We start from the raw sequence: 26,838 nt of genomic DNA on the forward strand, positions 1-26,838 counted from the left end.
GTTTTCGCAAAGGATTCCACCATGAAGCGCCTGCTGCTGCCCTTCATCGCGCTCGCCGTGCTCACTGCCGCCCTCACCGGCTGCGGTCAGAAAGGTCCGCTGTATCACCCGGACGACCAGAAGACCTCGGAAAAACGCGACAAAGACGTCTTCCTCTAAGGGGGTTCCATGCAAGCCTTTACCAGCCGCGACGGGCAACTGTTCGCGGAAGGCGTGGCCCTGTCCGCCATCGCCGAACGCTTCGGCACGCCCACCTACGTCTACTCGCGCGCCCACATCGAGGCGCAGTTCCGCGCCTATGCCGATGCTTTGGCCGGCATGCCGCATCTGGTCTGCTTCGCGGTCAAGGCCAACTCCAACCTCGGCGTGCTGAACGTCCTGGCCCGCCTCGGCGCCGGCTTCGACATCGTCTCGCGCGGTGAACTGGAGCGCGTGCTGGCCGCCGGTGGCGACGCCGCCAAGATCGTCTTCTCCGGCGTCGGCAAGACCCGCGACGACATGCGCCGCGCCCTCGAAGTGGGCGTGCACTGCTTCAACGTCGAGTCGGTGGACGAGCTGGAGCGCCTACAGATCGTCGCCGCGGAAGTCGGCAAGACCGCCAGCATCTCGCTGCGGGTCAACCCGGACGTGGACGCCGGCACCCACCCGTACATCTCCACCGGCCTGAAGGAAAACAAGTTCGGCATCGACATCGAGCAGGCGCCCGCGGTGTATGCCCGCGCCGCCCAGCTGCCGAACCTGAAGATCGTCGGCGTGGACTGCCACATCGGCTCCCAGCTGACCAGCCTGCCGCCGTTCCTCGACGCCCTCGAGCGCCTGCTGCTGCTGGTCGACCAGTTGGCCGCGCAAGGCATCCAGATCAAGCATCTGGACCTCGGTGGCGGCCTCGGCGTGCAGTACCGTGACGAGCAGCCGCCGCTGGCCGGCGACTACATCGCCGCCGTGCGCGAGCGCCTCAAGGGCCGCGAGCTGGCCCTGGTGTTCGAACCGGGCCGCTCCATCGTCGCCAACGCCGGCGTACTGCTGACCCGCGTGGAATACCTCAAGCACACCGCGCACAAGGACTTCGCCATCATCGATGCGGCCATGAACGACCTGATCCGCCCGGCGCTGTACCAGGCCTGGATGGACGTCACCCCGGTGCAGCCGCGCCAGGGCGAGGCACGCAACTATGACCTGGTCGGGCCGATCTGCGAGACCGGCGACTTCCTGGCCAAGAACCGCGAGCTGGTCCTGGCCGAAGGCGACCTGCTGGCCGTGCGTTCGGCCGGTGCCTACGGCTTCGTCATGAGTTCCAACTACAACACCCGCGGCCGCGCCGCCGAGGTGCTGGTGGATGGCGAGCAGACCTTCGAGGTGCGCCGCCGCGAGACCATCGAGGAACTCTACGCCGGCGAAAGCCTGCTGCCGCAGTGAGGGCGCGATCATGCTATTGCGCTTCACCAAGATGCACGGCCTCGGCAACGACTTCATGGTCCTCGACCTGATCAGCCAGCACGCGCACATCCAGCCCAAGCACGCCAAGGCGTGGGGCGATCGCCACACCGGCGTCGGCTTCGACCAGCTGTTGCTGGTGGAAGCGCCGACCAGCCCGGACGTGGACTTCCGCTACCGCATCTTCAACTCCGATGGTTCGGAAGTGGAGCAGTGCGGCAACGGCGCACGCTGCTTCGCCCGCTTCGTGGTGGACAAACGCCTGACTGTGAAGAAGCAGATCCGCGTCGAGACCAAGGGCGGCATCATCGAGCTCAACCTGCGCCCGGACGGCCAGGTGGTGGTCGACATGGGTGCGCCGCGCCTGAACCCGGCGCAGATTCCGTTCCAGGCCGAAACCGAGGCGCTGAGCTATGCGGTCGAGGTGGACGGACAGAGCCATGAGCTGGCCGCCGTATCCATGGGCAACCCACACGCCGTGTTGCGCGTCGATAACGTCGACAGCGCGCTGGTGCACAGCCTCGGGCCCAAGCTGGAACACCATCCGCGCTTCCCGCAGCGGGTCAACGTCGGCTTCCTGCAGGTCATCGACCGCCAGCAGGCGCGCCTGCGCGTGTGGGAACGTGGTGCCGGCGAGACCCAGGCCTGCGGCACCGGCGCCTGCGCCGCCGCCGTAGCCGCGATTCGCCAGGGCTGGATGGATTCGCCGGTGCAGCTGGAACTGCCGGGCGGCAAGTTGTCCATCGAGTGGGCAGGGCCCGGCCAGCCGGTTATGATGACCGGACCCGCCGTTCGCGTGTACGAAGGACAGGTTCGTCTATGAGTGATCAGGATCAGCTCGTGCAACTCGACTCCGAGAGCGTCGCCGCCTACCTGCGGCAGCACCCGGAATTCTTCGTCGATCATGACGAACTGATCCCAGAGTTGCGCATCCCGCACCAGCCCGGTGAAGCCGTGTCGCTGGTGGAGCGCCAGGTCAAACTGCTGCGCGAGCGCAACATCGAGATGCGCCATCGCCTGTCGCAGCTGATGGATGTGGCCCGCGACAACGACCGCCTGTTCGACAAGACCCGCCGCCTGGTGCTCGACCTGCTCGACGCCACCAGCCTGGAAGAGGTCATTGGCGCGGTGGAAGACAGCCTGCGCCACGAGTTCCAGGTGCCCTTCGTCAGCCTGATCCTGTTCAGCGAGACGCCGCTGGGCGTGGGCCGCTCGGTCAGCTCGGCCGAGGCCCACCAGGCCATCGGCGGCCTGCTCGGCGGTGGCAAGACCACCTGTGGCGTACTGCGCCCCAACGAGCTGGAGTTCCTCTTCGGTGCTGACGAGTTCGCCCAGGTCGGCTCGGCCGCGGTGGTCAGCCTCAGCCATCAGGGCCTGCACGGCGTGCTCGCCATCGGCAGCCCGGACCCGCAGCACTACAAGAGCAGCCTCGGCACCCTGTTCCTCGGCTACGTTGCCGAAGTACTGGCCCGCGTACTGCCGCGCTTCGCCGCGCCACTGCGCTCGGTACGCTGATCCCGGGCCGTTCGCGGCCCACCCCGTCGTCTGCCGGAGTCGCCATGCAGAGCAGCCTCGACGCCTTCCTCGATCACCTGCGCCGCGAGCGCCAGGTCTCCGTGCACACCCTCGACGGCTACCGCCGCGATCTGCTCAAGGTGCTCGCCCTGTGCGAGAAGCACGGCATAGCCAGCTGGGACGCCCTGGATACCCGCAGCCTGCGCAGCATGGTTGCGCGCCTGCATGGCCTGGGGCAGTCCAGCCGCTCGCTGGCGCGCCTGCTCTCGGCGGTGCGCGGTTTCTACCAGTACCTGAACCGCGAAGGCCTGTGCCGGCATGACCCGGCCAACGGTCTGTCCGCCCCCAAGGGCGAACGCCGCCTGCCGCGCGCGCTGGATGCCGACCGTACGGCGCAGCTGCTCGACGGCGGCGTGGAGGATGACTTCATCGCCCGTCGCGACCAGGCCATGCTCGAGCTCTTCTATTCCTCCGGCCTGCGCCTGTCCGAGCTGGTCGGGCTCGACCTCGCCGGCCTCGACCTGCCCGCCGGCCTGGTGCGCGTGCGCGGCAAGGGCAACAAGGCGCGCGAGCTGCCGGTCGGGCGCAAGGCCCGCGAGGCCATGGAGGCCTGGCTGCCACTGCGTGCCCTGGCCAACCCGGTGGACGGCGCGGTATTCGTCAGTCGCCAGGGCAAGCGCCTGAGTCCGCGGGCCATCCAGCTGCGGGTGCGCGAGGCCGGCGTACGCGAGCTGGGCCAGCACCTGCACCCGCACATGCTCAGGCACTCCTTCGCCAGCCACATGCTGGAGTCGTCGCAGGACCTGCGCGCCGTGCAGGAGCTGCTCGGCCACGCCGATATCGCCACCACACAGATCTACACCCACCTGGACTTCCAGCACCTGGCCAAGGTGTACGACGGCGCCCACCCGCGCGCCAAGCGCAAGAGCGAGACCCCATGAGCATCCGCCTGATCACCTTCGACCTCGACGACACCCTGTGGGACGTGGCGCCGGTGATGCACGGCGCCGAAGCCGCCCTGCGCGACTGGCTGGCCGTCGAGGCGCCGCGCCTGGGACCGGTGCCGATCGAGCACCTGTGGGCGATCCGCGCGCGCCTGCTGGACGCCGACCCAGGCCTCAGGCACCGTCTCAGCGAGCTGCGCCGACGCATCCTGTTCCACGCCCTGGAAGACGCCGGATACGCCCACGGCGAGGCGGACGAACTGGCCGAGCAGGGCTTCCAGGTGTTCCTCGCCGCACGCCACCAGGTACAGCTGTTTCCCGAAGTGCACCCGACCCTGGAACGCCTGGCGCTGCGCTACACCCTCGGGGTGATCACCAACGGCAATGCCGACGTGCGCCGCCTGGGCCTGGCCGACTACTTCCGCTTCGCCCTGTGCGCCGAGGAGCTGGGCATCGGCAAGCCCGATCCGCATCCCTTCAACACCGCCCTGCAGCGCGCCGGCATGCAGGCGGCGCAGGCGGTGCATATCGGCGACCATCCGAGCGACGACATCGCCGGGGCCAAGTCCGCCGGCCTGCGCGCCATCTGGTTCAACCCGCTGGGCAAGGACTGGAGCGGCGAGACTGCGCCGGACGCCCAGATCCGCAGCCTGGCCGAGCTGCCGGCCGTACTGGAGCGCTGGGACTGAACCCAGCGTAGCGCTGCCGGAGAAATGAAAAAGCCCGCCGATTGGCGGGCTTTTTCATGGCGGCGACCGTCCTCAGATGGGGCGGCTGCCGTACTTGCTGTCTGGCTTCTTGGGCGGATCGGCGACCACGTTGGGCTCGATCTCCTGCACGGCGCCACCGCGCGAAAGGAACTCTTCCATGGCCTTGGCCAGGGCGTCGCGCTCCTTCTGCTTGGCTTCAACGCTCGGCAGTTCATCGACATCGTCAGCGGCCTTGGCCTTCTTGCCGGACTTGCCGGAAGGGGCCGCGGACTCGCCATCGTCCTCTTCGGCATCGCCGTCATCGGCCGCCGCCAGCTCCTCGCCTTCGTCCTCGTCGCCAGCTTCGAGTTCGTCTTGTTCCAGTTCTTCGTCGCTCATGTTCTACCTCATGACTTGCGCAAAGCAGGTTACTTATAGCCCAGCGGCACGCATTGCAAAAATGCCGCTGGAAAAAATTCTTTACCCTCGGGACTACTCGCCCTGCAGGGTCGCCAACACCCGGCGCGAACCGCCTTGGTCGCGGTGCTCGCCGAGATAGATGCCTTGCCAGGTGCCAAGGTTCAACCGGCCTGCAGTGACCGGCAGAGTCAGCTGGCAACCGAGCAGGCTCGCCTTGAAATGCGCTGGCAGATCGTCCGGGCCTTCGTAGTCGTGCTCGTAGCCGCTCTCGCCCTGAGGCACGAGACGGTTGAAGAAGCGCTCGAAGTCACGCCGCACCGCAGCATCGGCATTCTCGTTGATGGTCAACGAGGCCGACGTGTGCTGCAGCCACAGGTGCAGCAGGCCGATCCGGCACTCGGCCAGTTCGGGCAGCGCCGCGACTATCTCGTCGGTCACCAGATGAAAACCGCGCGCACGTGCGCGCAGGCTGATCAGCCGTTGTTGCCACATACCAGGCCCCTGCAGCATCCGATGGCGGCGCATTTTAGAGCCTGTCGCCGGCCATTTCACCTGGCCGGAGCGGGAATTTTCCGCGTTTTGTGCAGGATGAAAAAGGGCGCCCGAGGCGCCCTTTGGTCTACTTGCGAGTGAACTCGGGATAGGCCTCCATGCCGCACTCGACTATATCGACCCCCTCGTACTCATCCTCCTCGCTGACGCGCAGACCCATGACCAGCTGGATCACGCCCCAGATCACCAGGCTGGCGACGAACACCCAGGCGAAGATGCAGGCGGCGCCGAGCATCTGCACGCTGAGGCTGGCGCTGCTGTTGGTCAGCGGCACGGCCAGCAGGCCCCAGATGCCGCTGGTGCCATGCACCGAGATAGCACCCACCGGATCGTCGATGCGCAGGCGCTCCAGCATCAGGATGCTGAACACCACCAGCACGCCTCCGACCGCGCCGATCAGCACCGCCTGGGCGGCGCTCGGCGTGGCCGGCTCGGCGGTGATCGACACCAGGCCGGCCAGGGCGCCATTGAGGACCATGGTCAGGTCGGCCTTGCCGAACAGCACGCGGGCCACCACCAGCGCCGCCAACAGACCGCCGGAGGCGGCCAGGTTGGTGTTGACGAACACCGTGGCCACCGTATTGGCGTCCTCGATGCTGCTGACGCTGAGCTGCGAGCCGCCATTGAAGCCGAACCAGCCGAACCAGAGGATCAGCGTGCCCAACGTCGCCAGCGGCAGGTTGGCACCGGGGATGGCGTTGATCTGCCCCTGGCTACCGTACTTGCCCTTGCGCGCGCCGAGCAGGATGACGCCAGCCAGGGCCGCCGAGGCGCCCGCCAGGTGGACGATGCCGGAGCCGGCGAAGTCCTTGAAGCCGAGCTGCTTGAGGAAGCCGCCGCCCCAGGTCCAGTAGCCCTCGATCGGGTAGATCAGGCCGCACATGACCACCGCGAAGGCGAGGAACGCCCACAGCTTCATGCGCTCGGCCACTGCGCCGGAGACGATCGACATGCAGGTAGCGGTGAACACCACTTGGAAGAAGAAGTCGGCGCGCTTGGAGTAGCCCGGCGCCTCCTCGCCACCGGCGGCCACCACATCGACCGCATGCTCGCTGCCGATCAGGAAGCCGAAGTTGGGCAGCACGCCACCGTGGGCGCCGCCGTACATCAGGTAGTAGCCAACGAGCAGGTACATCACCCCGGCCAGGGCGTAGAGGACGATGTTCTTGGTGAGGATCTCGGCGGTGTTCTTGGCCCGGACCAGGCCGGACTCGAGCATGGCGAAACCAGCCGCCATCCACATCACCATGGCACCGCAGATCAGAAGATAGAAGGTATCCAGCGCGTACTGCAGGGGAATCAGGGCCGTGCTTTCCATCTAGTACTCCGTTGTACCGGTTGCACAGTGCGCCGCCGTTGGCGCGGAAAGAAAAACGCCCGGCGAACCGGGCGTTTGGTGTTGCTGCAGGGCTTACAGGTTGTAGCCGCGCTCGTTGTGCTCGGAGAGGTCGAGACCGACGGTCTCGGACTCCTCGCTGACGCGCAGGCCCATCACCAGGTCCAGCACCTTGAGGATCACGAAGGTGACGATACCGGTGTAGACCACGGTGACCAGTACGCCGACGATCTGGATCCAGACCTGACCACCGATGTCTTCCACGGTGCCGAAGCCACCCAGGGCCGGAGCGGCGAACACGCCGGTCAGGATGGCGCCGACGATACCGCCGATGCCGTGCACGCCGAAGGCGTCCAGGGAGTCGTCGTAGCCCAGCTTGCGCTTCAGGCTGGTGGCGCAGAAGAAGCAGATCACGCCGGAAGCCAGACCGATTACCAGGGCGCCCATCGGGCCGGCGGTACCAGCAGCCGGGGTGATGGCGACCAGACCGGCGACCACACCGGAGGCGATGCCCAGGGCGCTCGGCTTACCGTGGGTGATCCACTCGGCGAACATCCAGCCCAGGGCGGCGGCGGCGGTGGCGATCTGGGTGACCAGCATGGCCATGCCGGCGGTGCCGTTGGCGGCTACTGCGGAGCCGGCGTTGAAGCCGAACCAGCCGATCCACAGCATGGCAGCACCAATCAGGGTGTAGCCCAGGTTGTGCGGAGCCATCGGGGTGGTCGGGTAGCCCTTGCGCTTGCCCAGCACCAGGCAGGCCACCAGGCCAGCGATACCGGCGTTGATGTGCACCACGGTGCCGCCAGCGAAGTCGAGTACGCCTTCGTCCCACAGGAAGGCACCGTCACCGGACCAGACCATGTGGCACATCGGGGCGTAGACGACGGTGAACCATACGGCCATGAAGATCAGCATCGCGGAGAACTTCATGCGCTCGGCGAAGGCACCGACGATCAGGGCCGGGGTGATGATGGCGAAGGTCATCTGGAAGACGATGAACACGCTCTCCGGGAAGGCAGCGATCAGGCTGTCAGTGGTCAGGCCACTGAGGAACGCCTTGTTCAGGCCGCCGACGAAGGAGTTCAGGTTGGTAACACCCTTCTCCATGCCGGTGGTGTCGAAGGCCAGGCTGTAGCCGTAGACCACCCAGAGGATGCTGATCAGGCCGGTGATGGCGAAGCACTGCATCATCACCGACAGAACGTTCTTGGAGCGAACCATGCCGCTGTAGAACAGCGCCAGGCCAGGGATGGTCATGAACAGCACCAGAGCGGTGGCGGTCAGCATCCAGGCGGTGTCGCCGGAGTTGAGGACGACCTCGTCAGCCATGGCCAGGCCAGGGGTTACGAGGGACAAAAGGGCTCCTAGCCCTGCGATCTTACGCAGAGTCATGTGTTTTTCTCCTGGGGCGTGTTGGGTTCTGAGGCTTAAACTGCGTCGGTGCCGGTTTCGCCGGTACGGATGCGGATGGCCTGTTCCAGGTTGACGACGAAGATCTTGCCGTCACCGATCTTGCCGGTGTTGGCCGCCTTGGTGATCGCCTCGATGACCCGATCCAGCTGGTCGTCGGCGATGGCCACGTCGATCTTCACCTTGGGCAGGAAATCGACCACGTATTCCGCGCCGCGATACAGCTCGGTGTGGCCCTTCTGCCGACCGAAGCCTTTGACTTCGGTCACGGTGATGCCCTGCACGCCGATCTCCGACAGCGACTCGCGCACGTCGTCCAGCTTGAACGGCTTGATGATGGCAGTGACTAGCTTCATGAAACTCTCTCCCGTATGGATGGACTCGCCCCAGGAAAAACGAACCCGGCTCAAGTCTAAGCGCAGTGTCTGGCTTTTGAAACGCATCGCCCGCCCTGGTACCGAACGATTCGATGCCAACCAACCGCATCCGTTGAGGCACTCCCCCGCCTCATCGTGTGCACCGGTACTGCATCGGTGCACGCGTCATGAGGTGTTAAGCAGAAAGCTTGCCAGCTATGCCAAAAGGCCACTTTTTCATGCATTTAGCCGAGTAATGACGTTCCCACGAAAAATCGACTGGCAGGTCATTGCACAACATTAGTGCACCGCCACTGCCCGGCATGATCAAAAATCGTGCACCTGCGGGCCCCGCCTGGGCGCAAGGGGTCGCGTGCTACACTGGCCGCCGTTTGCCATCGGAAATGCCCGCCATGCTGCCGCCCAAAGCCATTCTCGACACCCTCGCCAGCCACGCCTCGCGCCTGTTCAGCGGCGACAGCCCCTTGCCGCGCAGCGAATTCGAGACCCAGTTCAAGGCCCTGCTACAGAGTGCCTTCAGCAAGCTGGACCTGGTCAGCCGCGAGGAGTTCGATAGCCAGATGGCCGTACTGGCCCGCACCCGCACCCGCCTCGAAGCCCTGGAAGCCAAGCTGGCGGAACTGGAAGCGCAACAGAAACCACCCGCCGAGTAAGCCTTCGGCGGGCATGCGATCAAGGAGTGATCCATGTCCCTGGCCATAGTGCATAGCCGCGCCCAGGTGGGCGTCGAGGCACCCAGCGTCACCGTCGAGGCGCACCTCGCCAACGGCCTGCCCGGCATGGCCCTGGTCGGCCTGCCGGAAACCGCGGTGAAGGAAAGCAAGGACCGCGTGCGCAGCGCGATCCAGAACTCCGGGTTCGATTTCCCCGCCCGCCGCATCACCCTCAACCTGGCCCCGGCCGACCTGCCTAAGGACGGTGGGCGCTTCGACCTGGCCATCGCCCTGGGCATCCTCGCCGCCAATGGCCAGGTGCCGAGCACCGCCCTGGCCGGACTGGAATGCCTGGGCGAGCTGGCATTGTCTGGAGAGTTGCGTGCAGTGCAGGGTGTGTTGCCCGCGGCCCTCGCCGCCCGCGCCGCCGGACGCACCCTGCTGGTGCCGAGCGCCAATGCCGAAGAAGCCTGCCTGGCATCGGGGCTGACCGTACTGGCCGCCGACCACCTGCTGCAGATCACCACCCACCTTAATGGCCAAACCCTGCTCGAACCCTACCGGGCCAATGGCCTGGCCCAGCATGCCTCGGCCTATCCCGACCTGGCCGAGGTGCAGGGCCAGCTGGCCGCCAAGCGCGCCCTGCTGATCGCCGCCAGCGGCAATCACAACCTGCTGCTGAGTGGGCCGCCAGGCACCGGCAAGACCCTGCTGGCAAGCCGCCTGCCCGGCCTGCTGCCACCGCTGAACGAAGAGGAGGCGCTGCAAGTGGCGGCGATCCACTCGATCGCCAGCCACACGCCGCTCGACAGCTGGCCGCAGCGCCCCTTCCGCCAGCCACACCACTCCGCGTCCGGGCCGGCACTGGTCGGTGGTGGCAGCCGTCCACAACCCGGAGAAATCAGCCTCGCGCACATGGGCGTGCTGTTCCTCGACGAGCTGCCCGAGTTCGACCGCAAGGTCCTGGAGGTGCTGCGCGAGCCGCTGGAAAGCGGGCAGATCGTCATCGCCCGGGCCCGCGACAAGGTGCGTTTTCCTGCGCGCTTCCAGTTGGTGGCGGCGATGAACCCCTGCCCCTGCGGCTATCTGGGCGACCCCAGCGGCCAGTGCCGCTGCAGCTCGGAGCAGGTGCAGCGCTATCGCAACAAGCTGTCCGGCCCGCTGCTCGACCGCATCGACCTGCACCTGACCGTCGCCCGCGAGAGCACCAGCCTGGGCGCCGCGCCGGATGCCGACAACAGCAGCGCCCGGGTCGCTGCTCGCGTGGCCGCAGCTCGTGAGCGCCAACGGCAACGCCAGGGCTGCGCCAATGCCGCCCTGGGGCTCGACCAGCTGCGCGAACATTGCGCCCTGCAGGCCGACGACCAGCGCTGGCTGGAGCAGGCCGCCGAGCGCCTGCGCCTGTCGCTGCGCGCTACCCACCGCCTGCTCAAGGTGGCCCGCACCTTGGCGGACCTGGAGGGGCTCGCCAACATCCAACGCCAGCACCTGGCCGAGGCCCTGCAGTACCGCCCCAGCGCCACCGTATAAGCGCATAAATCTATCAACACAAATGCATCCAGAGATTTCAGCTATCAACTTGTGCTAGAATGCGCCGCCTCCCGCCCTTGGCGGCCCATCCGATCACAAGGAGAGCTAGCTCAATGGAGGCAAATACGTCTTCTCGCTCCACCATCAACCCGCCGGTGTTCTTCGGTTCCGCCGCCCTTCTCATCGCCCTGGTCCTGTTCAGCGTACTGCTGCAGGCGCAGACCCAGGCCCTGTTCAACCACCTGCAGGTCTGGATCACCACCAACCTCAGCTGGGTCTATGTCCTCTCCGTCGCGCTGATCCTCATCGCGGTGGTCTTCCTCGCCGTCAGTCGCTACGGCGACCTCAAGCTCGGCCCCGACCACAGCGAGCCCGATTACAGCCGCACCACCTGGTTCGCCATGCTGTTCTCTGCCGGCATGGGCATCGGCCTGATGTTCTTCGGCGTCGCCGAGCCGGTGATGCACTTCATCAACCCGCCGGTGGGCGTCGGCGGCACCGTCGACGCCGCGCGCGAGGCGATGAAGATCACCTTCTTCCACTGGGGCCTGCATGCCTGGGCGATCTACGCCATCGTCGCGCTGATCCTCGCCTACTTCAGCTTCCGCCACGGCCTGCCGCTGACCCTGCGCTCGGCGCTGTATCCGCTGATCGGTGAGCGCGTGCACGGCCCTATCGGCCATGCCGTGGATATCTTCGCCATCCTCGGCACCGTGCTCGGCGTCGCCACCTCGCTGGGCGTCGGCGTCACCCAGATCAACACCGGCCTCAACCACCTGTTCGGCGTGCCGATCAGCGTGCCGGTGCAGATCGTCCTGATCGTCGGCACTACCGCGCTGGCCACCGCCTCGGTGGTCAGCGGCCTGGACGTCGGCATCCGGCGCCTGTCCGAGCTCAACCTGGGCCTGGCGGTGCTGCTGTTGCTGATGGTCCTGGTGCTGGGGCCGACCGTGTTCATCCTGCAGACCTTCGTGCAGAACACCGGCGGCTACCTCTCCGACCTGGTGAACAAGACCTTCAACCTCTACGCCTACCAGCCGAACGACTGGATCGGCGGCTGGACCCTGTTCTACTGGGGCTGGTGGCTGGCCTGGTCGCCCTTCGTCGGCCTGTTCATCGCGCGCATCTCGCGCGGGCGTACGGTGCGCGAGTTCGTCACCGGGGTAATGCTGGTGCCGACCGCCTTCACCCTGCTGTGGATGACCGTGTTCGGCGATACCGCCATCCACATGATCATGATCGACAAGATCCAGGGCCTGGCCACGGCGGTGGATGCCGATTCGGCGCTGGCATTGTTCGCCTTCCTCGAACACTTCCCCTTCGCCTCGGCCCTGTCGCTGCTAGCCATCGTCATGGTGGTGGTGTTCTTCGTCACCTCGGCCGATTCCGGTGCCATGGTGGTGGACATGCTCGCCTCCGGCGGCGCCAGCGATACGCCAATCTGGCAGCGTATCTTCTGGTCCAGCTCGATGGGCCTGGTGGCCATCGCCCTGCTGCTGGCCGACGGCCTCAAGGCCCTGCAGACCGCCACCATCGTCAGCGCCCTGCCCTTCACCCTGGCCCTGATGTGCGCGATCTGGGGGCTGTTCAAGGCGCTCAGGCTGGACGCCACCAAGCGCGGCATCCGCTACCAGGCGCTGAACACCTTGCGGCCGGCGCCACGGCATGCCGGCGGCTGGCAGCGCCGGGTGCGCAACCTGATGATGTTCCCGCGCCGCGCCCACGTGGTGCGCTTCCTCGCCGAGGTAGCGCGGCCGGCGCTGGAGGGGGTGGCCGAGGAACTGCGCAAACAGGGTTGTGCGACCCAGGTCGAAGACGGCGAGGATGGCCGCGTCAGCCTGGTACTCGGCGCGCCCGAGTCGCCCGAGTTCATCTACCTGATCCGCCCGCGAGCCTACGTGATGCCGAGCTTCGCCCTGGTCGGCAGCCAGGAGGACAGCCGCGACGAGCGCAAGTACTTCCGCGCCGAGGTGCACCTCAAGGAAGGCGGCCAGGATTACGACGTGATGGGCTGGAGCCGCGACGACCTGATCGGCGACATCCTCGACCAGTACGAGAAACACATGCATTACCTGCACGTGGTGCGCTGAAACGAAAAAGCCCGGCACTAGCCGGGCTTTTTCATGCCACTCAGGATCACTGGAAGCGGCTCACCTCGCGCTGCAGCTCCCCGGCCAGGCGATCCATCTCGCGCGCGGTCTCGGCCAGGTTGGCCACCACCTCGCGCTGCTCGCTGTTGGCCAGAGCGATGCTCTGCAGGTTGCTGCTGAGCAGCGTGGCGGTGCTGCTCTGCTCCTGGGTAGCGGTGGTGATAGCGGCAAACTGCTCGCCGGCCTCGTTGGTCTGCTCGGCGATCTGCGCCAGCGCCGCGGCCACCTTGGCGTTGCGCGCCAGGCCTTCCTGCATCAGCGCCTGGCCCTGCTCCATGGTGCGGATGGCGCTGGCCGTCTCCTCCTGGATGCTGCCGATCATGGCCGAGATCTCGGTGGTCGCCTCGCGGGTACGCGCCGCCAGGTTGCGCACCTCGTCCGCCACCACGGCGAAGCCACGCCCCATCTCGCCGGCGCGTGCCGCCTCGATGGCGGCGTTGAGCGCCAGCAGGTTGGTCTGGTCGGCGATGCCGGTGATCACGCCGACGATGCCGCCGATCTCCTGCGAGCGCTGGCCGAGGGTGTTGACCACCGTGGCAGTGGCGTCGAGGGACGCGGAAATCTGCTGCAGCGCCGCCGAGGCCTCGTCCATCGAGGCGCGGCCGATGCGCGTCTGCTGGGCGTTGTCGCTGGCCAGGCGCTCGGTGTTGCGCATGTTGTCGGCGATGTCCTGGGCGGTGGCGCTGAACTCCTCCACCGCGCCGGCCATGCTGCTGATCTCGCCGGACTGCTGGTCGATGCCCTCGTAGGCACCGCTGGACAGGCCGCTGAGCACCTGCGAACGGCTGCCGACCTGCTGCGCGGCGCTGCGGATGTGCTCGACCATGGTCGCCAGCGCCTCGCCCATCTGGTTGAAGCCACGCGCCAGCTCGCCGATCTCGTCGGCGCTGCTGGCTTGCGAGCGTGCGCGCAGGTCACCGGCACCGAGAGCCTGGGCCTGGTCGACCAGCTCGCCCAGCGGGCGCAAGCGCCGACGCAGCAGCACGATCACCGCCGCCACCGCCAGCACCATGGCAGTCACGCTGCCGAGGGCCAGCTGGCCACCGACGCTCCAGGTCACTTCGCGGATTTCCTCCTTGGGCATGTTCGCCAGCACCTGCCAGGGGCCATCGGCAAACGGCGCGGCGACGCTGAAGAAGTCCTGCGCGCCATCGTTCCAGAAATGCCCTTCGCCTGGCTTGCTCAGCAGGCCCTGCAGACGGTCACCGACCGACTCGGGGCGCTGCACGCCGGCCGGCGGCACCAGCCACTTGCCCTGCTCGTCGAGCAGCGCCAGCGAGCCGCTGCGGCCGATGCGGAAGCGGCCGAGGTCAGCGAACTGGGCGTTCTGCGCGTCGGTGTAGTCGAAGCCGACGAACAGCACGGCATTCACCTGGCCGCTGGCGTCGCGCACCGGGGTGTACTGGGTCATGTAGAAGCGGTCGAACAGCAGGGCGCGGCCGACGTAGCTCTGCCCAGCCAGCAGACGCTGGTACGCCGGGTTGGCGTGGTCGAGCACGGTGCCGATGGCGCGGTTGCCGTCCTGCTTGGTCAGCGAGGTGGTGATGCGCACGAAGTCGGCGCCGTCGCGGACGAACACCGTGGCCACGCCGGCGGTGAGGTGGCGGAATTCATCGACCAGGGTGAAGTCGTTGTTCAGCGCCTGACCGTTGAGGTACAGCGCCGGCGGGTTGAGCCCGGCGACCGGCACGCGCTCCTCGGCATGCACCGACAGGCCGCTGGCGAAGCGCTGCTCGAACAGGCCGGCCAGGCGGCTGGTGCTCTCGCGCAGGGTGCCGTGGAAGGTGGTGAGCTGGTCGGCGAGCAGGCGGGCCTCGCTGGCCAGGTGCTCTTCGCGGGTGGTCAGGCTGGCCTGATCAAGGGAGCGCAAGGCGAACAGGGTACTGCCGCTGATGAGCAGGATCAGGAGTATCGCGAGGGCAACGGCGAGTTGCCAGGCGATGCGGGACCTGGGCTGGGACATTTTCTGTGTCTCTCCGGACGGTATTTGGATGCACGCAAAGGCGCGGGATCACCGCCAGCCCTTGGGGGGCGGCGAGAATACCTGATCGGAAGAGTATGGATTATGAATTTGAAGGCATTGCGCCATCAAAAGTCATCAGACAACGTACCAGCGAGACTTTTCGGTCAACCCATGGCCGAAACACCCTCGTGTTTCGGCCATGGGTTGTGTCTCAGCTGGCCAGGTTCAGCGGCACGCCGGCCTGGCGCTGGCGGCAGGCTTCGCCGAAGGCCTCGAAGATTTTCACCGAATCGGGGTTCAGCGCGGCCTGCCATTCCGGGTGCCACTGCACGGCGAACAGGAACGGCGAAATGCTCGGCGCATGAATGGCCTCGACCAGGCCGTCCTCGGCGCGCGCCAGCGGCTCCAGGCCCTTGCCCAGGGTCTTCAGGCCCTGGCCATGCAGCGAGTTGACGCCGATCTCCTCGCTACCCAGCACCTTGGCCAGCCAGCTACCGGACTCGATGCGCACCTTGTGCGCCTCACCGTACTGCACGGCGACCGGGTCGTCCGAATTCTCGCGGTGATCGTTGAAGCCCGGCTCGGCGTAGAGCTTCTGGTACATGTCGCCGCCCAGCGCCACGTTGATTTCCTGCATGCCACGGCAGATGCCGAAGATCGGCAGGCCACGGGCGATGGCCGCCTTGATCAGCGGCAGGTCGAACAGGTCGCGGTCGCGGTCCTGGCCCTTCTCGGGGGTCAGGTTCTCCTGGCCGTAGAGGGTCGGGTCGATGTTCGAGCCGGCACCGGTCAGGTACACGCCATCGGCCATGTCGAGGTACTGCTCGAGGTCATCGGTACCGCAGCAGGTGGGCACCAGCACGGGTACGCAGCCGGCGATCTCCACCAGCGGCGTAATGTATTTGTGGGTCATCACCTGATAGTCGTGGCCCTTGCGCTCCTGAGTCCCCATGGACATCAGCACGACGGGCTTACGCTTGGCAGAAGGGTTCTTTGTACTGTTGTTGTTGGACATACGTCACCTTGGGGCAGATCGGGTCTGCCGTTGCTGTGCAGGTGGGTCGGGAGATCGACGCACTACCTGTTTGGCACGGTTTCCGTCTGTCGGCGGCGTAGCTGGCCTCGCCTGGAGGCATGGGGATGGAAGGTAACGAGCCTCCCGCGACGGCCGCTTTGGACAGACGAACCGCCAACACAGTCTGCCTGAGCCGTAAAATATGTCAAACAATTCAAGCGCATGGCGTTTGAAAATCAGAGCAAAGCCAGACGCCGCAAGGGCCGCATAACGGCGCATGCAGACGAGCGACGGCTAATCAGCCACTCAGGAAGTCCATTATTTTTTACGCCGCATGTACAAAATCCTGAATGCCTCAGCTACCGATGCGCGTCACTGCCGGCAGGTGCATCTGCGCCACCTCGGCCAGCAGGAAGTCACGCAGGCGGCGCAGGCGCTCTTCGCCGCGACGGCCCTTCGGCCACACCAGGTAATAGCTGTCGCCACTGGCCACGGCGCTGGGCCAGGGCAGACCGAGGCGCCCCTGCTCAGCGTCCTCGGCAATCATCACCAGGTCGCCGATCGATACCCCGTAGCCGCGCTCGGCGGCGACTATGCCCAGTTCCAGGGTGTCGAACACCTGGCCGCCGCGCAGCGGCACCTGCTCCTCCAGCCCCATGGCCTGCAACCAGCGCCGCCAGTCGCGACGGTCCGGCGTCGGGTGCAGCAGCTCGACGGCCTGCAGCCGCGGCAGGTCCCAGGGTTCGTCCACCGCCTGCGGCGCGCACACCGGGATCAGCCACTCGGCGAACAGCTCGGCACTCTCCCACTCGGTCGGGAAGCTGGCACTGCCGGCCAGCAGCACGGCGCAGTCGAACGGCTCCTGATGGAAGTCGACCTTGTCCACATCCATCCAGGCGCTGGTCAGCTGCACCTCGATGTCCGGGTTATGCAGGCGAAAACGCGACAAGCGCGCCAACAGCCAGCGCATGGTCAGGGTCGACGGCGCCTTCAGGCGCAGCGTGGTGTCGTCGGCGCTTAGCGCGGTGCAGGCCCGCTCCAGCGCATCGAAACCATCGCGCACGCCGGGCAGCAGCAGGCGCGCGCTCTCGCTCAGGCGCAGATGGCGCCCGGCTCGCTCGAACAGGCTGCAGCCGAAGTGCTCCTCCAGCGTACGTATATGCCGGCTCACCGCGCTCTGAGTGATGGCCAGCTCTTCGGCGGCGCGGGTGAAGGAGGCGTGCCGGGCGGCAGCCTCGAAGGCACGCAGGGCATACAGGGGGGGCAGGCGACGCGCCATGGCGATGCTTTCCATGAGTATTAGTCATGCCAAGCATCGCATTTTTCCTTTTGTGCGTGGCGTAACCGATCCCGAGAATAAGCGGCACTCTCCTGCCAGCCGAGGGCCACTCGGCGGCACTTCTCTCTGAGCCGTACTCATCATGCCGCACAACACCCGCGCCGAGCTGGGCGCCCTCTTTCGCCTCGCCGGCCCGCTGATCACCGCGCAACTGGCCCACGTGCTGATGGTATTCACCGACACCATCATGATGGCCAAGCTCGGCCCGGAGCAGCTGGCCGGCGGCGCCCTGGGCGCCACCTGCTACTACATGCTGTCGCTGTTCTGCGTGGGCATGATGGCTGCGGTGGGCAGCCTGGTCGCCATCCGCCACGGCGCCGGTGATGCCGGCGGGGCCACGCGCCTGCTGCAGAGTGGCCTGTGGCTGGCGCTGCTGCTGGGTATCGGTGCGGCGCTCTGCCTGCGCTCCCTCGGCCCGCTGCTGCCGTACCTGGGCCAGCAGCCGGACACCGCGGTGCATGCCATGGACTTCCTCGGCGCCCTGGCCCTGGCCCTGCCCGGCTACCTGTGCTTCATGGCCTTGCGCGGCTTCACCAGCGCCATCGGCCATCCCGGCCCGGTGATGACCATCGGCATCGTCGGCGCTCTGGCCAACTTCGTCATCAACTACGCGCTGATCGAGGGCTGGCTGGGCCTCAACCTCGGCCTGGGCGGCATCGGCATGACCACCGCGCTGGTCAGCACCGGCATGGCGCTGGCCCTGGCGTTGTACATCCTGCGTTCGCCGGTCTATCGCCAGTACGCACTACTGCGCGGCCTGCTGCGCCCACGCAAGGTGGAGATGCATGCGTTGCTGCGCCTGGGCCTACCGATCGGCGGCACCTACGCCGCCGAGCAGGGCATGTTCACCTTCGCCGCGCTGTGCATGGGCGCCCTCGGCAGCGTGCAGCTGGCGGCGCACCAGATCGCCATCCAGGCGGTGACGCTGGCCTTCATCCTTCCCCAGGGCCTGTCCTACGCCGTGACCTTCCGCGTCGGCCAGCACTATGGCGCCGGGCGCCTGGCCGAGATGCGCCACGCCGGCCGGCTGGGCATCGCCAGCGGCGCCTGCTGCATGCTGTTCTTCGCCCTGCTGTTCTGGCTGGCACCGGAGCAGGTGGTGGGGCTGTTCGTCGATCGCAGCGATCCGGCCTTCAACGAGGTGATCGGCCTGGCCGTGAGCCTGCTGGCGGTGGCCGCGCTGTTCGAGCTGTTCGACGGTATCCAGAGCATCGCCATGGGCACCATTCGCGGTCTGGGCGACGGCAAGACCACCCTGCTGGTCGGCCTCGGCTGCTACTGGCTGGTGGGCATCCCGCTGGCCTGGACCCTGGCCTTCCCGCTCGGCTGGGGTGCGCATGGCGTGTGGTGGGGGCTGGCCGGCGGCCTGGCCTGTGCGGCCATCGGCCTGACCCTGGGTTTCGAATGGAAGACCGCGCGCCCGTTGCCCCTGCAGCCGGGTGCGGCCGAGGCCTGCCCGGGCTGACTCAGCAGGGCACGCCGGCGAGCAGCGGCTGGCGTATGCCGAACACCAGGAAGCGCGCCAGGTCGGTCAGCGGCAACGGCTTGCTGATCAGGTAGCCCTGCACCTGGTCGCAGCCGAACTGGCGCAGCAGGGCCAGCTGCTCGGCGTTCTCCACGCCCTCGGCGACCACTTCCAGATGCAGGTTGTGCGCCAGGTTGATCATCGCCCGCACCAGCTGGCGGTTCTCCGCGCGCGCGCCCATGCCGGCGACGAAGCTCTTGTCGATCTTCAGCAGGGTGATCGGCAGGTTGTTGAGGTGCACGAAGGAGGAGAAGCCGGTACCGAAGTCGTCCAGCGAGAAGCGCACGCCGAGCCGGCCGAGGGCCTGCATGGTCTGCTGCACCTGCTCGCTGCGGCGCATCACGGCGGTCTCGGTCAGTTCGAACTCCAGCCACTGGGCGTCGACCCCGCGCTCCTCGATCAGCCGGCCGAGGGTGGCCAGCAACTGGCTGTCCTGGAACTGGCGGAACGACAGGTTGACCGCCATGTGCAGCGCCGGAAGACCGCGCCCGCGCAGCCACTGCATGTCGCGCAGGGCACGCGAGATGACCCAGTAGCCCAGCGGCACGATCAGCCCGCTCTCCTCGGCCAGCGGCACGAACTCGTCCGGGCCGAGCAGGCCGCGCTCGGGATGGCGCCAGCGCACCAGCGCTTCCAGGCCGACGATACGTCCGCTGGCCAGGCACAGGCGCGGCTGGTAGTGCAGCTCCAGCTCGTCGCGGCGCAGCGCCCGGCGCAGCTCGCTCTCCAGGTCAGCCATGCTGCGCGCGCCACGGTGGATGCGCTCGTCGTACAGATGATGGGTGCAGCCCTGGGCCGCCTTGGCCTGCTGCATGGCGATGTGCGCATGCCATAGCAGCGGGTCGGCGCTCTCGCCGGCGCGGGCGTGGGCCAGGCCCAGGCTGCAGCCGAGCAGCAGGCTCTCGCCATCGACCCAGTAGGGCTCGGACAGCGCCTCGGTGATGCGCTCGGCCAGGCGCTCGGCACGTTGCGGGTCGCGGCGGTTGTCGATGAGCAGGGCGAATTCGTCGCTGCCCAGCCGCGCCAGGTCGTCGCCGGGCTCCAACTGGGCCTTGAGCCGCCCGACCACCTGCAGGATCAGGCGGTCGCCGCCCTGGTAGCCGAGCGAATCGTTGACGTGCTTGAAGTTGTCCAGATCGAGGTGGCCGAGGACCAGGCCACGGCCCTGATGCTCGGCCAGGCGCGCCGCCAGCAGGGTCTGGAAGCCCTGGCGGTTGGCGATGCCAGTCAGCGGGTCCTGCTCGGCCAGGCGCTGCAGGGTGTTCTGCAACCGGGCGCGCTCGCCGGCGTAACGCAGGCAGCGGCGCAGCAGGTCGACACTGAGGTTGTCGCGCACCAGCCAGTCGTAGACATCGGCGGGCGCTTCGGCGGGCTCTTCCTCGAGCAACAGAACGGTGGGTAGCGGGCAGCAGCCGGGCACGGGCTGGTAGGCGGGGGTGGCCAGCAACAGTCCGCTGCCGCCATCGTCGAACAGGCTGCTGGCGGCCTGCCAGGAGGGAGCGGTGATCAGCGGCACGGCGCTGCCCATGGCCGCCAGGCGCGCGCGCAGCAAAACGGCCCACTCCGGCTCGTCGGCCAGCAGGACCAGGCGCATGGGTTCGGCGTGCGCGGACAAATGACCTCCCCAGGGTCAAGGGCGACGGGTTGGCTCCGTCTGTTGTGCACCGTTCTGCGGTGTTCTTGTCTGCCAGTCCTTGTGCAGATATCTGCGCATCCTGCGGGAAAGACATAGCAGCGACAACCGTACAGGGTGTCGCACTGTGTCCAGTATGTTTAAAAATAGTGACTTAGCACACATTCCTGATGCTTTTTATCGGGAACCAGCCCCGCCGAGCGGCAGTCTGCATGCGCCCCGCCGAGCTTCGTCGGCTGCTAGAATGCCGCCTCGTTTTTTCTGACCCGATTTCTTCCCATGTCCCGACTCAATCCTCGGCAGCAGGAAGCCGTGAACTATGTCGGCGGCCCTCTATTGGTGCTCGCCGGCGCCGGCTCCGGCAAGACCAGCGTGATCACCCGCAAGATCGCCCACCTGGTGCAGAACTGCGGCATCCAGGCTCGCCACATCGTCGCCATGACCTTCACCAACAAGGCCGCGCGCGAGATGAAGGAGCGTGTCGGCACGCTGCTCAAGGGCGCCGAGGCGCGCGGCCTGACCGTGTCGACCTTCCACAACCTGGGCATGAACATCATCCGCAAGGAATACGCGGCGCTGGGCTACAAGCCGGGTTTCTCGATCTTCGACGACGGCGATATCAAGGCCCTGCTGACCGACATCATGCAGAAGGAATACGCCGGCGATGACGGTGCCGATGAGGTCAAGAACTACATCGACAGCTGGAAGAACGACCTGATCCTGCCCGACGAGGCCCTGGCCAATGCGCGCGGGCCCAAGGAGCAGACCGCCGCCGTCGTCTACCTGCACTACCAGCGCACGCTCAAGGCGTACAACGCGGTGGACTTCAACGACCTGATCCTGCTGCCGGTGAAGCTGTTCCAGGAGAACAAGGACATCCTGGAGAAGTGGCAGAACCGCATCCGCTACCTGCTGGTGGACGAGTACCAGGACACCAACTCCAGCCAGTACCTGCTGGTGAAGCTGCTGGTGGGCATGCGCAACCAGATCACCGTGGTCGGCGATGACGACCAGTCGATCTATGCCTGGCGCGGCGCGCGGCCGGAGAACCTCAACCTGCTCAAGGAAGACTACCCGTCGCTGAAGGTGGTGATGCTGGAGCAAAACTACCGCTCCACCAGCCGCATCCTCAAATGCGCCAACATCCTCATCGCCAACAACCCGCACGCCTTCGAGAAGCAGCTGTGGTCGGAGATGGGCATGGGCGACGAGATCCGTGTGATCCGCACGCGCAACGAGGACGCCGAGTGCGAGCGCGTGGCGCTGGAGATCCTCACCGAGCACCTGCGCACCGAGCGACCGTACAGCGACTTCGCGATCCTCTACCGCGGCAACTACCAGGCCAAGCTGATGGAGCTGAAGTTGCAGCACCACCAGATTCCCTATCGACTGAGCGGTGGCACCAGTTTCTTCGCCCGCCAGGAGGTGAAGGACCTGATGAGCTACTTCCGCCTGCTGGTCAATCCGGACGACGACAACGCCTACCTGCGCGTGATCAACGTGCCGCGCCGCGAGATCGGCTCCACCACCCTGGAGAAGCTCGGCAACTACGCCAGCGAGCGTGGCGTGTCGATGTACGCCGCCAGCGACGAACTGGGCCTCGGCGAGCAGCTCGACAGCCGCTATACCGAGCGCCTCTCGCGGTTCAAGCGCTACATGGACAAGATCCGCGAGCTCTGCGCAGGTAACGACCCGATCGGCGCCATTCGCAGCATGATCATGGATATCGATTACGAGAACTGGCTGCGCCAGAACGCCTCCAGCGACAAGGTCGCCGAGGCGCGCATGGGCAACGTCTGGTTCCTCGTCGAGGCGCTGAAGAACACCCTCGACAAGGACGAGGACGGCGACATGACCATCGAGGACGCCATCGGCAAGCTGGTCCTGCGCGACATGCTGGAGCGCCAGCAGGAAGAGGAAGACGGCGCCGAGGGCGTGCAGATGATGACCATGCACGCTTCCAAGGGCCTGGAATTCCCCTCGGTGTACATCATCGGCTTCGAGGAGGAGATCCTCCCGCACCGCTCCAGCATCGAGGCCGACACCATCGAGGAAGAACGCCGCCTGGCCTACGTCGGCATCACCCGCGCCAAACGCAACCTGGCGCTGACCTTCGCCGCCAAGCGCAAGCAGTACGGCGAGATCATCGACTGTTCGCCGAGCCGTTTCCTCGACGAGCTGCCACCTGAAGACCTGGTCTGGGAAGGCCAGGAAGATGCTCCCGCGGAAGTGAAGAGCGCACGCGGCAATGACGCCCTGGCCAACATGCGGGCAATGCTGAAAAAATAGCCGCTGGCTATTTTCAGCGGCGCGCAGTGGCGACCTGACTGCCAGGCCCAGCCTGACAATGAAAAATCCTGATCTGCCAATGAACAAGAGGGCAATGGGCGTGGAAGCGCTGAAAGAGAAAATCCGTGAAATGGGTGTCGTGCTGTCGGAGCAGGTGCTGAAGGTCGACGCCTTCCTCAACCACCAGATCGACCCGGCGCTGATGAAGCTGATCGGCCACGAATTCGCCGAACGCTACCGCGACCAGGGCGTGACCAAGATCGTCACCATCGAGGCCTCCGGCATCGCCCCGGCGGTCATGGCCGGCCTGGAGCTGGGCGTGCCGGTGATCTTCGCGCGCAAGTTCCAGTCGCTGACGCTGAAGAACGAGCTGCTGATCTCCAAGGTGTTCTCCTTCACCAAGCAGACCGAGAGCACCATCGCCATCTCCGCGCGCCACCTGACGCCGGCCGACCACGTGCTGGTGATCGACGACTTCCTCGCCAACGGCCACGCCGCCAAGGCGCTGATCGACCTGATCCAGCAGGCCGGCGCGAGCATCGCCGGGCTCGGCATCGTCATCGAGAAGTCCTTCCAGGACGGCCGCGCCCTGCTCGAGAGCGAAGGCTACCGGGTCGATTCGCTGGCCCGCGTGGCCTCGCTGGCCGACGGCCAGGTGCGCTTCCTCGACTGAGCCTCAGGCCACCGCGGTGGCCTTGAGCCCCGCCAGCAGCAGGCGCTGGTAGAGCTGCTCGCGCATGCCGCGCGGCTGTTCCAGCCCCATGCGCTGCAGGTGGGCGATGTACTCGGCGGTTTCCGGCAGGTCGAACAGGGTCGCCGCGCCCAGTTCGATCAGCTCGCTGGGGCGCAGCTTGCCCTGCACCCACTGCAGCGCGCGCAGCAGGTCCTGCTCTTCCTGGGTGAAATCGCAGCCCAGCGGATACTCGGGAAACAGCGCGGGGAACTCGGCACGCCAGGCCTGCAGGCGCTCCGGCCGGTTGTTGCGGTACTCGGCGCCCAGCTGGAAATCCTCGGCCAGCTTGCCGGCCTTCTGCGCGGCCACGATCAGCTCGTCCTGGAAACGCGAATCGGCGATGCGCAGCAGCGCCTCAATCACCTGCGCGTCGTTCCTGCCGCGCAGGTCGGCGATGCCGTACTCGGTCACCACGATGTCGCGCAGATGCCGTGGGATGGTGGCGTGGCGGTAGTCCCAGCGGATGTTCGAGCTGATCTCGCCGCCCACGCCACGCCAGCTGCGCAGCATCAGGATCGAGCGCCCGCCCTGCAGCTCGTGGGCCTGGGCGACGAAGTCGTACTGCCCACCCACGCCGCTGAGCACGCGGCCATCGTCCAGCTGGTCGGCGACGGCCGCACCGAGCAGGGTGACGGTGAAGCAACTGTTGATGAAGCGCGCATCGCGGCGCTGCAGGCGCTTCAGGGTCTCGCCGCCGTACAGGCGGTTGATGTAGCTGATGGCGGTCATGCCGATGCGCCGGCGCTGTTCATCGTCCAGCTCGGCGAGGCGCCGATAGAACGCCTGCGGGCCGAGGAAGAAACCGCCATGCACCAGCACCCCACCACGCGCCGGCCCAAGGTATGGCGCCAGCGCGGCGAAGCTGGCCGCATCGCCGAGGTCGGCCGTCAGGCGCTGGCCGTCAGGCAGCAGCAGCTCTCCCAGTTGCAGGCGCACCTGCCCATCGAGCAGGCCGTTGCGCTGCAACCAGGCCAGGGCCGGACCATCGAGGCGCAGCGGCAGGCCGACGCGGCGCAGCGCCTCGGCATTGCACAGGCGTCCGTCGCCATCCAGCCCGCCCTCCTCGGCCAGGCGCTGCAGGCGTTCGTCGGGATAGACCGCACGGCGAATCACCCCGGCCTCGAGCAACGCCAGCAGGCCCTGCATGAACATCTCGCTGCAGCCATACAGCCCACTGGCGAACGGGCGCACCCCACCCTCGCGCTCGATCAGCTCGCCCCAGCGCTGCGGCACTTCCATGGCATGCAGCAGCGCACAGTAGGCGTGGTTGTCCGCCTGGCGAGCCAGCAGCGCCGCCGCCACCGCGTCGCCCATGGCGCCGATGCCCAGCTGCAGGGTGCCGCCGTCGCGCACCAGAGTGCTGACGTGCAGGCCGATGGCGTGGTCCTGCAGACCGACCGGCAGGCTGGGTGTGGAGAACAGGGTATGGCGCTCGACCGGCTCGATAAGCAGATCGAACGCCGTGGTCGGCACCTCGGCGGCGCCGCACATGTAGGGCAGATCGGCATGCGGCTGGGCGATGCACAGGATGGTCTCGCCGGCGCGACGACGCTCGTCCAGGCCGGGCAGCAGATCGAGGGTGATGTCCGGGTTGCAGCTCAGGCTGACCTGCCCTGGGCGCTGCGGGTCCAGCGCCACCAGCTGGGCGATGACGTTGATGCCCTTGCGCTGCAGGTCGCGCGCCACCTGGCTGTAGTTAAGGCTGATGTAGTTCTGCTGCGCCTGCGGGTTGTGCAGCTGGCTGCCCGGCTGCAGATAGAACTCCTCGATGCGCACGTTGCCCGGCAGGTCACCGCAGCGCAGGTCGGTCAGGTAGTCGAGCTCGACATGGTCGCCATACACCCGGCGCAGGAACGGGCCACTGAAGCGCTGCTCCAGTTCGCTGCGCGGCTGCGGGCGGGCCAGCGACAGCGCGGTGTAGATGATCAGCTCGCGCTGCGGCAGCTCCTTCATGCGCTGGTACAGCGCGTTGACGAAGCGGTTGGGCTTGCCCAAGCCCAATGGCAGGCCGAGCCGAATCGGCCCATCGATGCGGGCCAGCACCCGCTCCACGGCATGTTCCAGTGTGCAGCTCGACACCCGGCGCCCTCCTCTCGCGATGGGAGGTTGGACCGCTGCGGTGGTTTTTCGCTCAGGTAAAAACGACAAAGCCGCCCGGAGGCGGCTTTGCAATCAACGCGAGAAGACGGCGATCAGAGACCGGACATCTTCTGGATGGCGCCTTTCAGCTCGTCATCGGAGCAGGTGGCGCAGGTGCCTTTCGGCGGCATGGCGTTGATACCGGAGATGGCCTTGGCCAGCAGGCCGTCGAGGCCGCCCTGCTCGCTGGCGCGTTTCTTCCAGTCGGCAGCGTCGCCGATCTTCGGCGCGCCCAGCACGCCGGAGCTGTGGCAGGCGCCACAGTGAGCGGCGATCACGTCGTCAGGCGACTTGGCGCCACCACCACTGGCAGCGGCAGCCACGGCGCCGACGCCTTTGCATTCTTCACCCTGGATGCAGACCTCGCCCACCGGCTTGATACGCTCGGCGATTTCGTCGTTGGTCGCAGCCTGAGCGCTCACAGCCCACAGGGCCAATACGGCGGCTTGAGCCACCAGCATCTTTTTGATCAGGTTCACGGTACACCCTCATTGTGGCTAGTCACGCTCGCGGCCACGGTTTCGCGAGCGCGCGCAGTATAACGGTTAGACCGCCCCGCCGGAACAACCCAACTTGTCGCAGGGGCATTGCCCTGCGCCACGGCTCTTAGAAGTTGGCCGGTGTCGTTGCGCTGATCAGCCGGGCCGGCTGGTCGAACGGGTTGCGGAAGCGGTGCGGCTTGGTGCTGTCGAAGTAGTAGCTGTCGCCCGGCTCGAGGACAAATACCTCGGCGCCCACGGTCAGCTCGAGACGCCCGTCTACCAGCATGCCGGCCTCTTCGCCGTCGTGGTTGAGCATCTCCTCGCCGGTATCGGTACCCGGTGGGTAGATCTCGTCGAGGAAGGTGATGGTGCGGTTGGGATGCGCCTTGCCGATCAGTTTCATCGTCACGGCACCGCTGGAAAGGTCGGTCAGTTCGTCGGCCCGGTAGACCACCTGGGTCTGATTATCCTGTTCCAGATCGAGGGAGAAGAACTCCACCAGCGACATGGGGATCCCGCCGAGCACCTTTTTCAGCGAGCTGATCGAGGGGCTCACGCTGTTCTTCTCGATCATCGAAATGGTGCTGTTGGTGACGCCCGCACGTTTGGCGAGTTCACGCTGGGATAGGCCTTTGAGTTTGCGAATAGATTGCAGTCGAACACCGACGTCCAATGCGGGGGTCCTCCTTGGGAGCAAGGCATTTGGGTGG

Annotated in this window: 24 protein-coding genes and 1 pseudogene; 12 read left to right on the forward strand and 13 right to left on the reverse strand. The window is 66.7% G+C overall.

What is annotated here, in order from left to right:
• Window positions 1-21 precede the first annotated feature (21 nt).
• Genes lptM through PTT45_RS06140 form a run of 6 tightly spaced genes read left to right on the forward strand, consistent with a single transcriptional unit; the run spans window position 22 to window position 4,582 of the window.
• On the forward strand, window positions 22-159 hold the full coding sequence (lptM, locus tag PTT45_RS06115) for an LPS translocon maturation chaperone LptM (protein WP_043307945.1): 138 nt from the start codon (window positions 22-24) through the stop codon (window positions 157-159).
• Between the two features lie 9 nt (window positions 160-168).
• The gene (lysA, locus tag PTT45_RS06120) at window positions 169-1,416 is read left to right on the forward strand and encodes a diaminopimelate decarboxylase (RefSeq protein WP_273812114.1); all 1,248 of its coding nucleotides are present in this window, start codon (window positions 169-171) and stop codon (window positions 1,414-1,416) included.
• Between the two features lie 10 nt (window positions 1,417-1,426).
• Window positions 1,427-2,257 (forward strand): diaminopimelate epimerase, encoded by an 831-nt coding sequence (dapF, locus tag PTT45_RS06125; RefSeq protein WP_273812115.1) that lies wholly within the window; start codon window positions 1,427-1,429, stop codon window positions 2,255-2,257.
• Window positions 2,254-2,949: a DUF484 family protein gene (locus tag PTT45_RS06130; protein WP_273812116.1), complete on the forward strand. Its 696-nt coding sequence runs from the start codon at window positions 2,254-2,256 to the stop codon at window positions 2,947-2,949. The genes dapF and PTT45_RS06130 overlap by 4 nt, the downstream gene beginning before the upstream one ends.
• 44 nt (window positions 2,950-2,993) lie before the next feature.
• Window positions 2,994-3,890, forward strand: coding sequence for a tyrosine recombinase XerC (gene xerC, locus PTT45_RS06135; RefSeq protein WP_273812117.1), 897 nt, complete (start codon window positions 2,994-2,996; stop codon window positions 3,888-3,890).
• Window positions 3,887-4,582 (forward strand): HAD family hydrolase, encoded by a 696-nt coding sequence (locus tag PTT45_RS06140; protein WP_273812118.1) that lies wholly within the window; start codon window positions 3,887-3,889, stop codon window positions 4,580-4,582. The genes xerC and PTT45_RS06140 overlap by 4 nt, the downstream gene beginning before the upstream one ends.
• Window positions 4,583-4,654: 72 nt before the next feature.
• On the opposite strand, the gene sutA is transcribed toward PTT45_RS06140, so the two are convergent.
• From sutA to glnK, 5 genes are all read right to left on the reverse strand, one after another.
• Window positions 4,655-4,981 carry a transcriptional regulator SutA gene (gene sutA, locus PTT45_RS06145; RefSeq protein ID WP_273812119.1) on the reverse strand — a complete coding sequence of 109 codons (327 nt, stop codon included), beginning with the start codon at window positions 4,979-4,981 and terminating at the stop codon, window positions 4,655-4,657.
• Between the two features lie 93 nt (window positions 4,982-5,074).
• Window positions 5,075-5,494, reverse strand: coding sequence for a secondary thiamine-phosphate synthase enzyme YjbQ (locus PTT45_RS06150; RefSeq protein ID WP_273812120.1), 420 nt, complete (start codon window positions 5,492-5,494; stop codon window positions 5,075-5,077).
• A gap of 127 nt (window positions 5,495-5,621) precedes the next feature.
• The gene (locus PTT45_RS06155) at window positions 5,622-6,872 is read right to left on the reverse strand and encodes an ammonium transporter (RefSeq protein ID WP_273812121.1); all 1,251 of its coding nucleotides are present in this window, start codon (window positions 6,870-6,872) and stop codon (window positions 5,622-5,624) included.
• Between the two features lie 93 nt (window positions 6,873-6,965).
• The gene (locus tag PTT45_RS06160) at window positions 6,966-8,282 is read right to left on the reverse strand and encodes an ammonium transporter (protein WP_273812122.1); all 1,317 of its coding nucleotides are present in this window, start codon (window positions 8,280-8,282) and stop codon (window positions 6,966-6,968) included.
• 35 nt (window positions 8,283-8,317) lie between these two features.
• Window positions 8,318-8,656 (reverse strand): P-II family nitrogen regulator, encoded by a 339-nt coding sequence (gene glnK / locus PTT45_RS06165; RefSeq protein WP_021700071.1) that lies wholly within the window; start codon window positions 8,654-8,656, stop codon window positions 8,318-8,320.
• Between the two features lie 413 nt (window positions 8,657-9,069).
• On the opposite strand from glnK, the gene PTT45_RS06170 reads away from it, so the two are divergent.
• From PTT45_RS06170 to PTT45_RS06180, 3 genes are all read left to right on the forward strand, one after another.
• Entirely contained in the window at window positions 9,070-9,330 is a 261-nt protein-coding gene (locus PTT45_RS06170; protein WP_273812127.1) for an accessory factor UbiK family protein, read from the forward strand.
• 33 nt (window positions 9,331-9,363) lie between these two features.
• A complete protein-coding gene (locus PTT45_RS06175; protein WP_273812128.1) occupies window positions 9,364-10,860 on the forward strand; it encodes a YifB family Mg chelatase-like AAA ATPase in 1,497 nt (498 codons plus the stop codon).
• 113 nt (window positions 10,861-10,973) lie between these two features.
• Window positions 10,974-12,950 carry a BCCT family transporter gene (locus PTT45_RS06180; RefSeq protein WP_273812131.1) on the forward strand — a complete coding sequence of 659 codons (1,977 nt, stop codon included), beginning with the start codon at window positions 10,974-10,976 and terminating at the stop codon, window positions 12,948-12,950.
• A 46-nt stretch (window positions 12,951-12,996) separates the two neighbouring features.
• Here PTT45_RS06180 and PTT45_RS22300 read toward each other — a convergent pair whose 3' ends face one another.
• From PTT45_RS22300 to PTT45_RS06195, 4 genes and pseudogenes are all read right to left on the reverse strand, one after another.
• Window positions 12,997-13,857, reverse strand: a complete 861-nt coding sequence (locus PTT45_RS22300) for a methyl-accepting chemotaxis protein (protein ID WP_443218154.1) — start codon at window positions 13,855-13,857, stop codon at window positions 12,997-12,999.
• Window positions 13,855-14,973 (reverse strand): annotated as a pseudogene (locus PTT45_RS22305) (Cache 3/Cache 2 fusion domain-containing protein); the annotation flags it as partial. The pseudogene PTT45_RS22305 and the gene PTT45_RS22300, both read right to left, overlap by 3 nt.
• A gap of 211 nt (window positions 14,974-15,184) precedes the next feature.
• Window positions 15,185-15,988: a gamma-glutamyl-gamma-aminobutyrate hydrolase family protein gene (locus PTT45_RS06190; protein WP_273812133.1), complete on the reverse strand. Its 804-nt coding sequence runs from the start codon at window positions 15,986-15,988 to the stop codon at window positions 15,185-15,187.
• Window positions 15,989-16,343: 355 nt separating this feature from the next.
• Window positions 16,344-17,267 carry a LysR substrate-binding domain-containing protein gene (locus PTT45_RS06195; RefSeq protein WP_273812272.1) on the reverse strand — a complete coding sequence of 308 codons (924 nt, stop codon included), beginning with the start codon at window positions 17,265-17,267 and terminating at the stop codon, window positions 16,344-16,346.
• Between the two features lie 142 nt (window positions 17,268-17,409).
• Here PTT45_RS06195 and PTT45_RS06200 point away from each other — a divergent pair, with 142 nt between their 5' ends.
• On the forward strand, window positions 17,410-18,792 hold the full coding sequence (locus PTT45_RS06200; RefSeq protein WP_273812134.1) for a NorM family multidrug efflux MATE transporter: 1,383 nt from the start codon (window positions 17,410-17,412) through the stop codon (window positions 18,790-18,792).
• Between the two features lies 1 nt (window position 18,793).
• On the opposite strand, the gene PTT45_RS06205 is transcribed toward PTT45_RS06200, so the two are convergent.
• Complete coding sequence (locus PTT45_RS06205) at window positions 18,794-20,467, reverse strand: putative bifunctional diguanylate cyclase/phosphodiesterase (protein ID WP_273812135.1); 1,674 nt, start codon at window positions 20,465-20,467, stop codon at window positions 18,794-18,796.
• Between the two features lie 297 nt (window positions 20,468-20,764).
• Between PTT45_RS06205 and rep the strand changes: the two genes are divergently transcribed.
• Together rep and PTT45_RS06215 are read left to right on the forward strand one after the other, a co-directional pair.
• Window positions 20,765-22,774: a DNA helicase Rep gene (rep, locus tag PTT45_RS06210; protein ID WP_273812137.1), complete on the forward strand. Its 2,010-nt coding sequence runs from the start codon at window positions 20,765-20,767 to the stop codon at window positions 22,772-22,774.
• A 100-nt stretch (window positions 22,775-22,874) separates the two neighbouring features.
• Window positions 22,875-23,447, forward strand: coding sequence for a xanthine phosphoribosyltransferase (locus PTT45_RS06215; RefSeq protein ID WP_273812273.1), 573 nt, complete (start codon window positions 22,875-22,877; stop codon window positions 23,445-23,447).
• Between the two features lie 3 nt (window positions 23,448-23,450).
• On the opposite strand, the gene PTT45_RS06220 is transcribed toward PTT45_RS06215, so the two are convergent.
• From PTT45_RS06220 to PTT45_RS06230, 3 genes are all read right to left on the reverse strand, one after another.
• Entirely contained in the window at window positions 23,451-25,586 is a 2,136-nt protein-coding gene (locus tag PTT45_RS06220; RefSeq protein ID WP_273812139.1) for an acetyl-CoA hydrolase/transferase C-terminal domain-containing protein, read from the reverse strand.
• A gap of 113 nt (window positions 25,587-25,699) precedes the next feature.
• A complete protein-coding gene (locus PTT45_RS06225) occupies window positions 25,700-26,125 on the reverse strand; it encodes a c-type cytochrome (RefSeq protein ID WP_273812140.1) in 426 nt (141 codons plus the stop codon).
• Between the two features lie 127 nt (window positions 26,126-26,252).
• A complete protein-coding gene (locus PTT45_RS06230; protein ID WP_043307632.1) occupies window positions 26,253-26,801 on the reverse strand; it encodes a cupin domain-containing protein in 549 nt (182 codons plus the stop codon).
• Between the last annotated feature and the right edge of the window lie 37 nt (window positions 26,802-26,838).

It is taken from the genome of Pseudomonas sp. Gutcm_11s, from assembly GCF_028649395.1.
In the GTDB taxonomy this organism is placed as follows: Bacteria; Pseudomonadota; Gammaproteobacteria; order Pseudomonadales; family Pseudomonadaceae; genus Aquipseudomonas.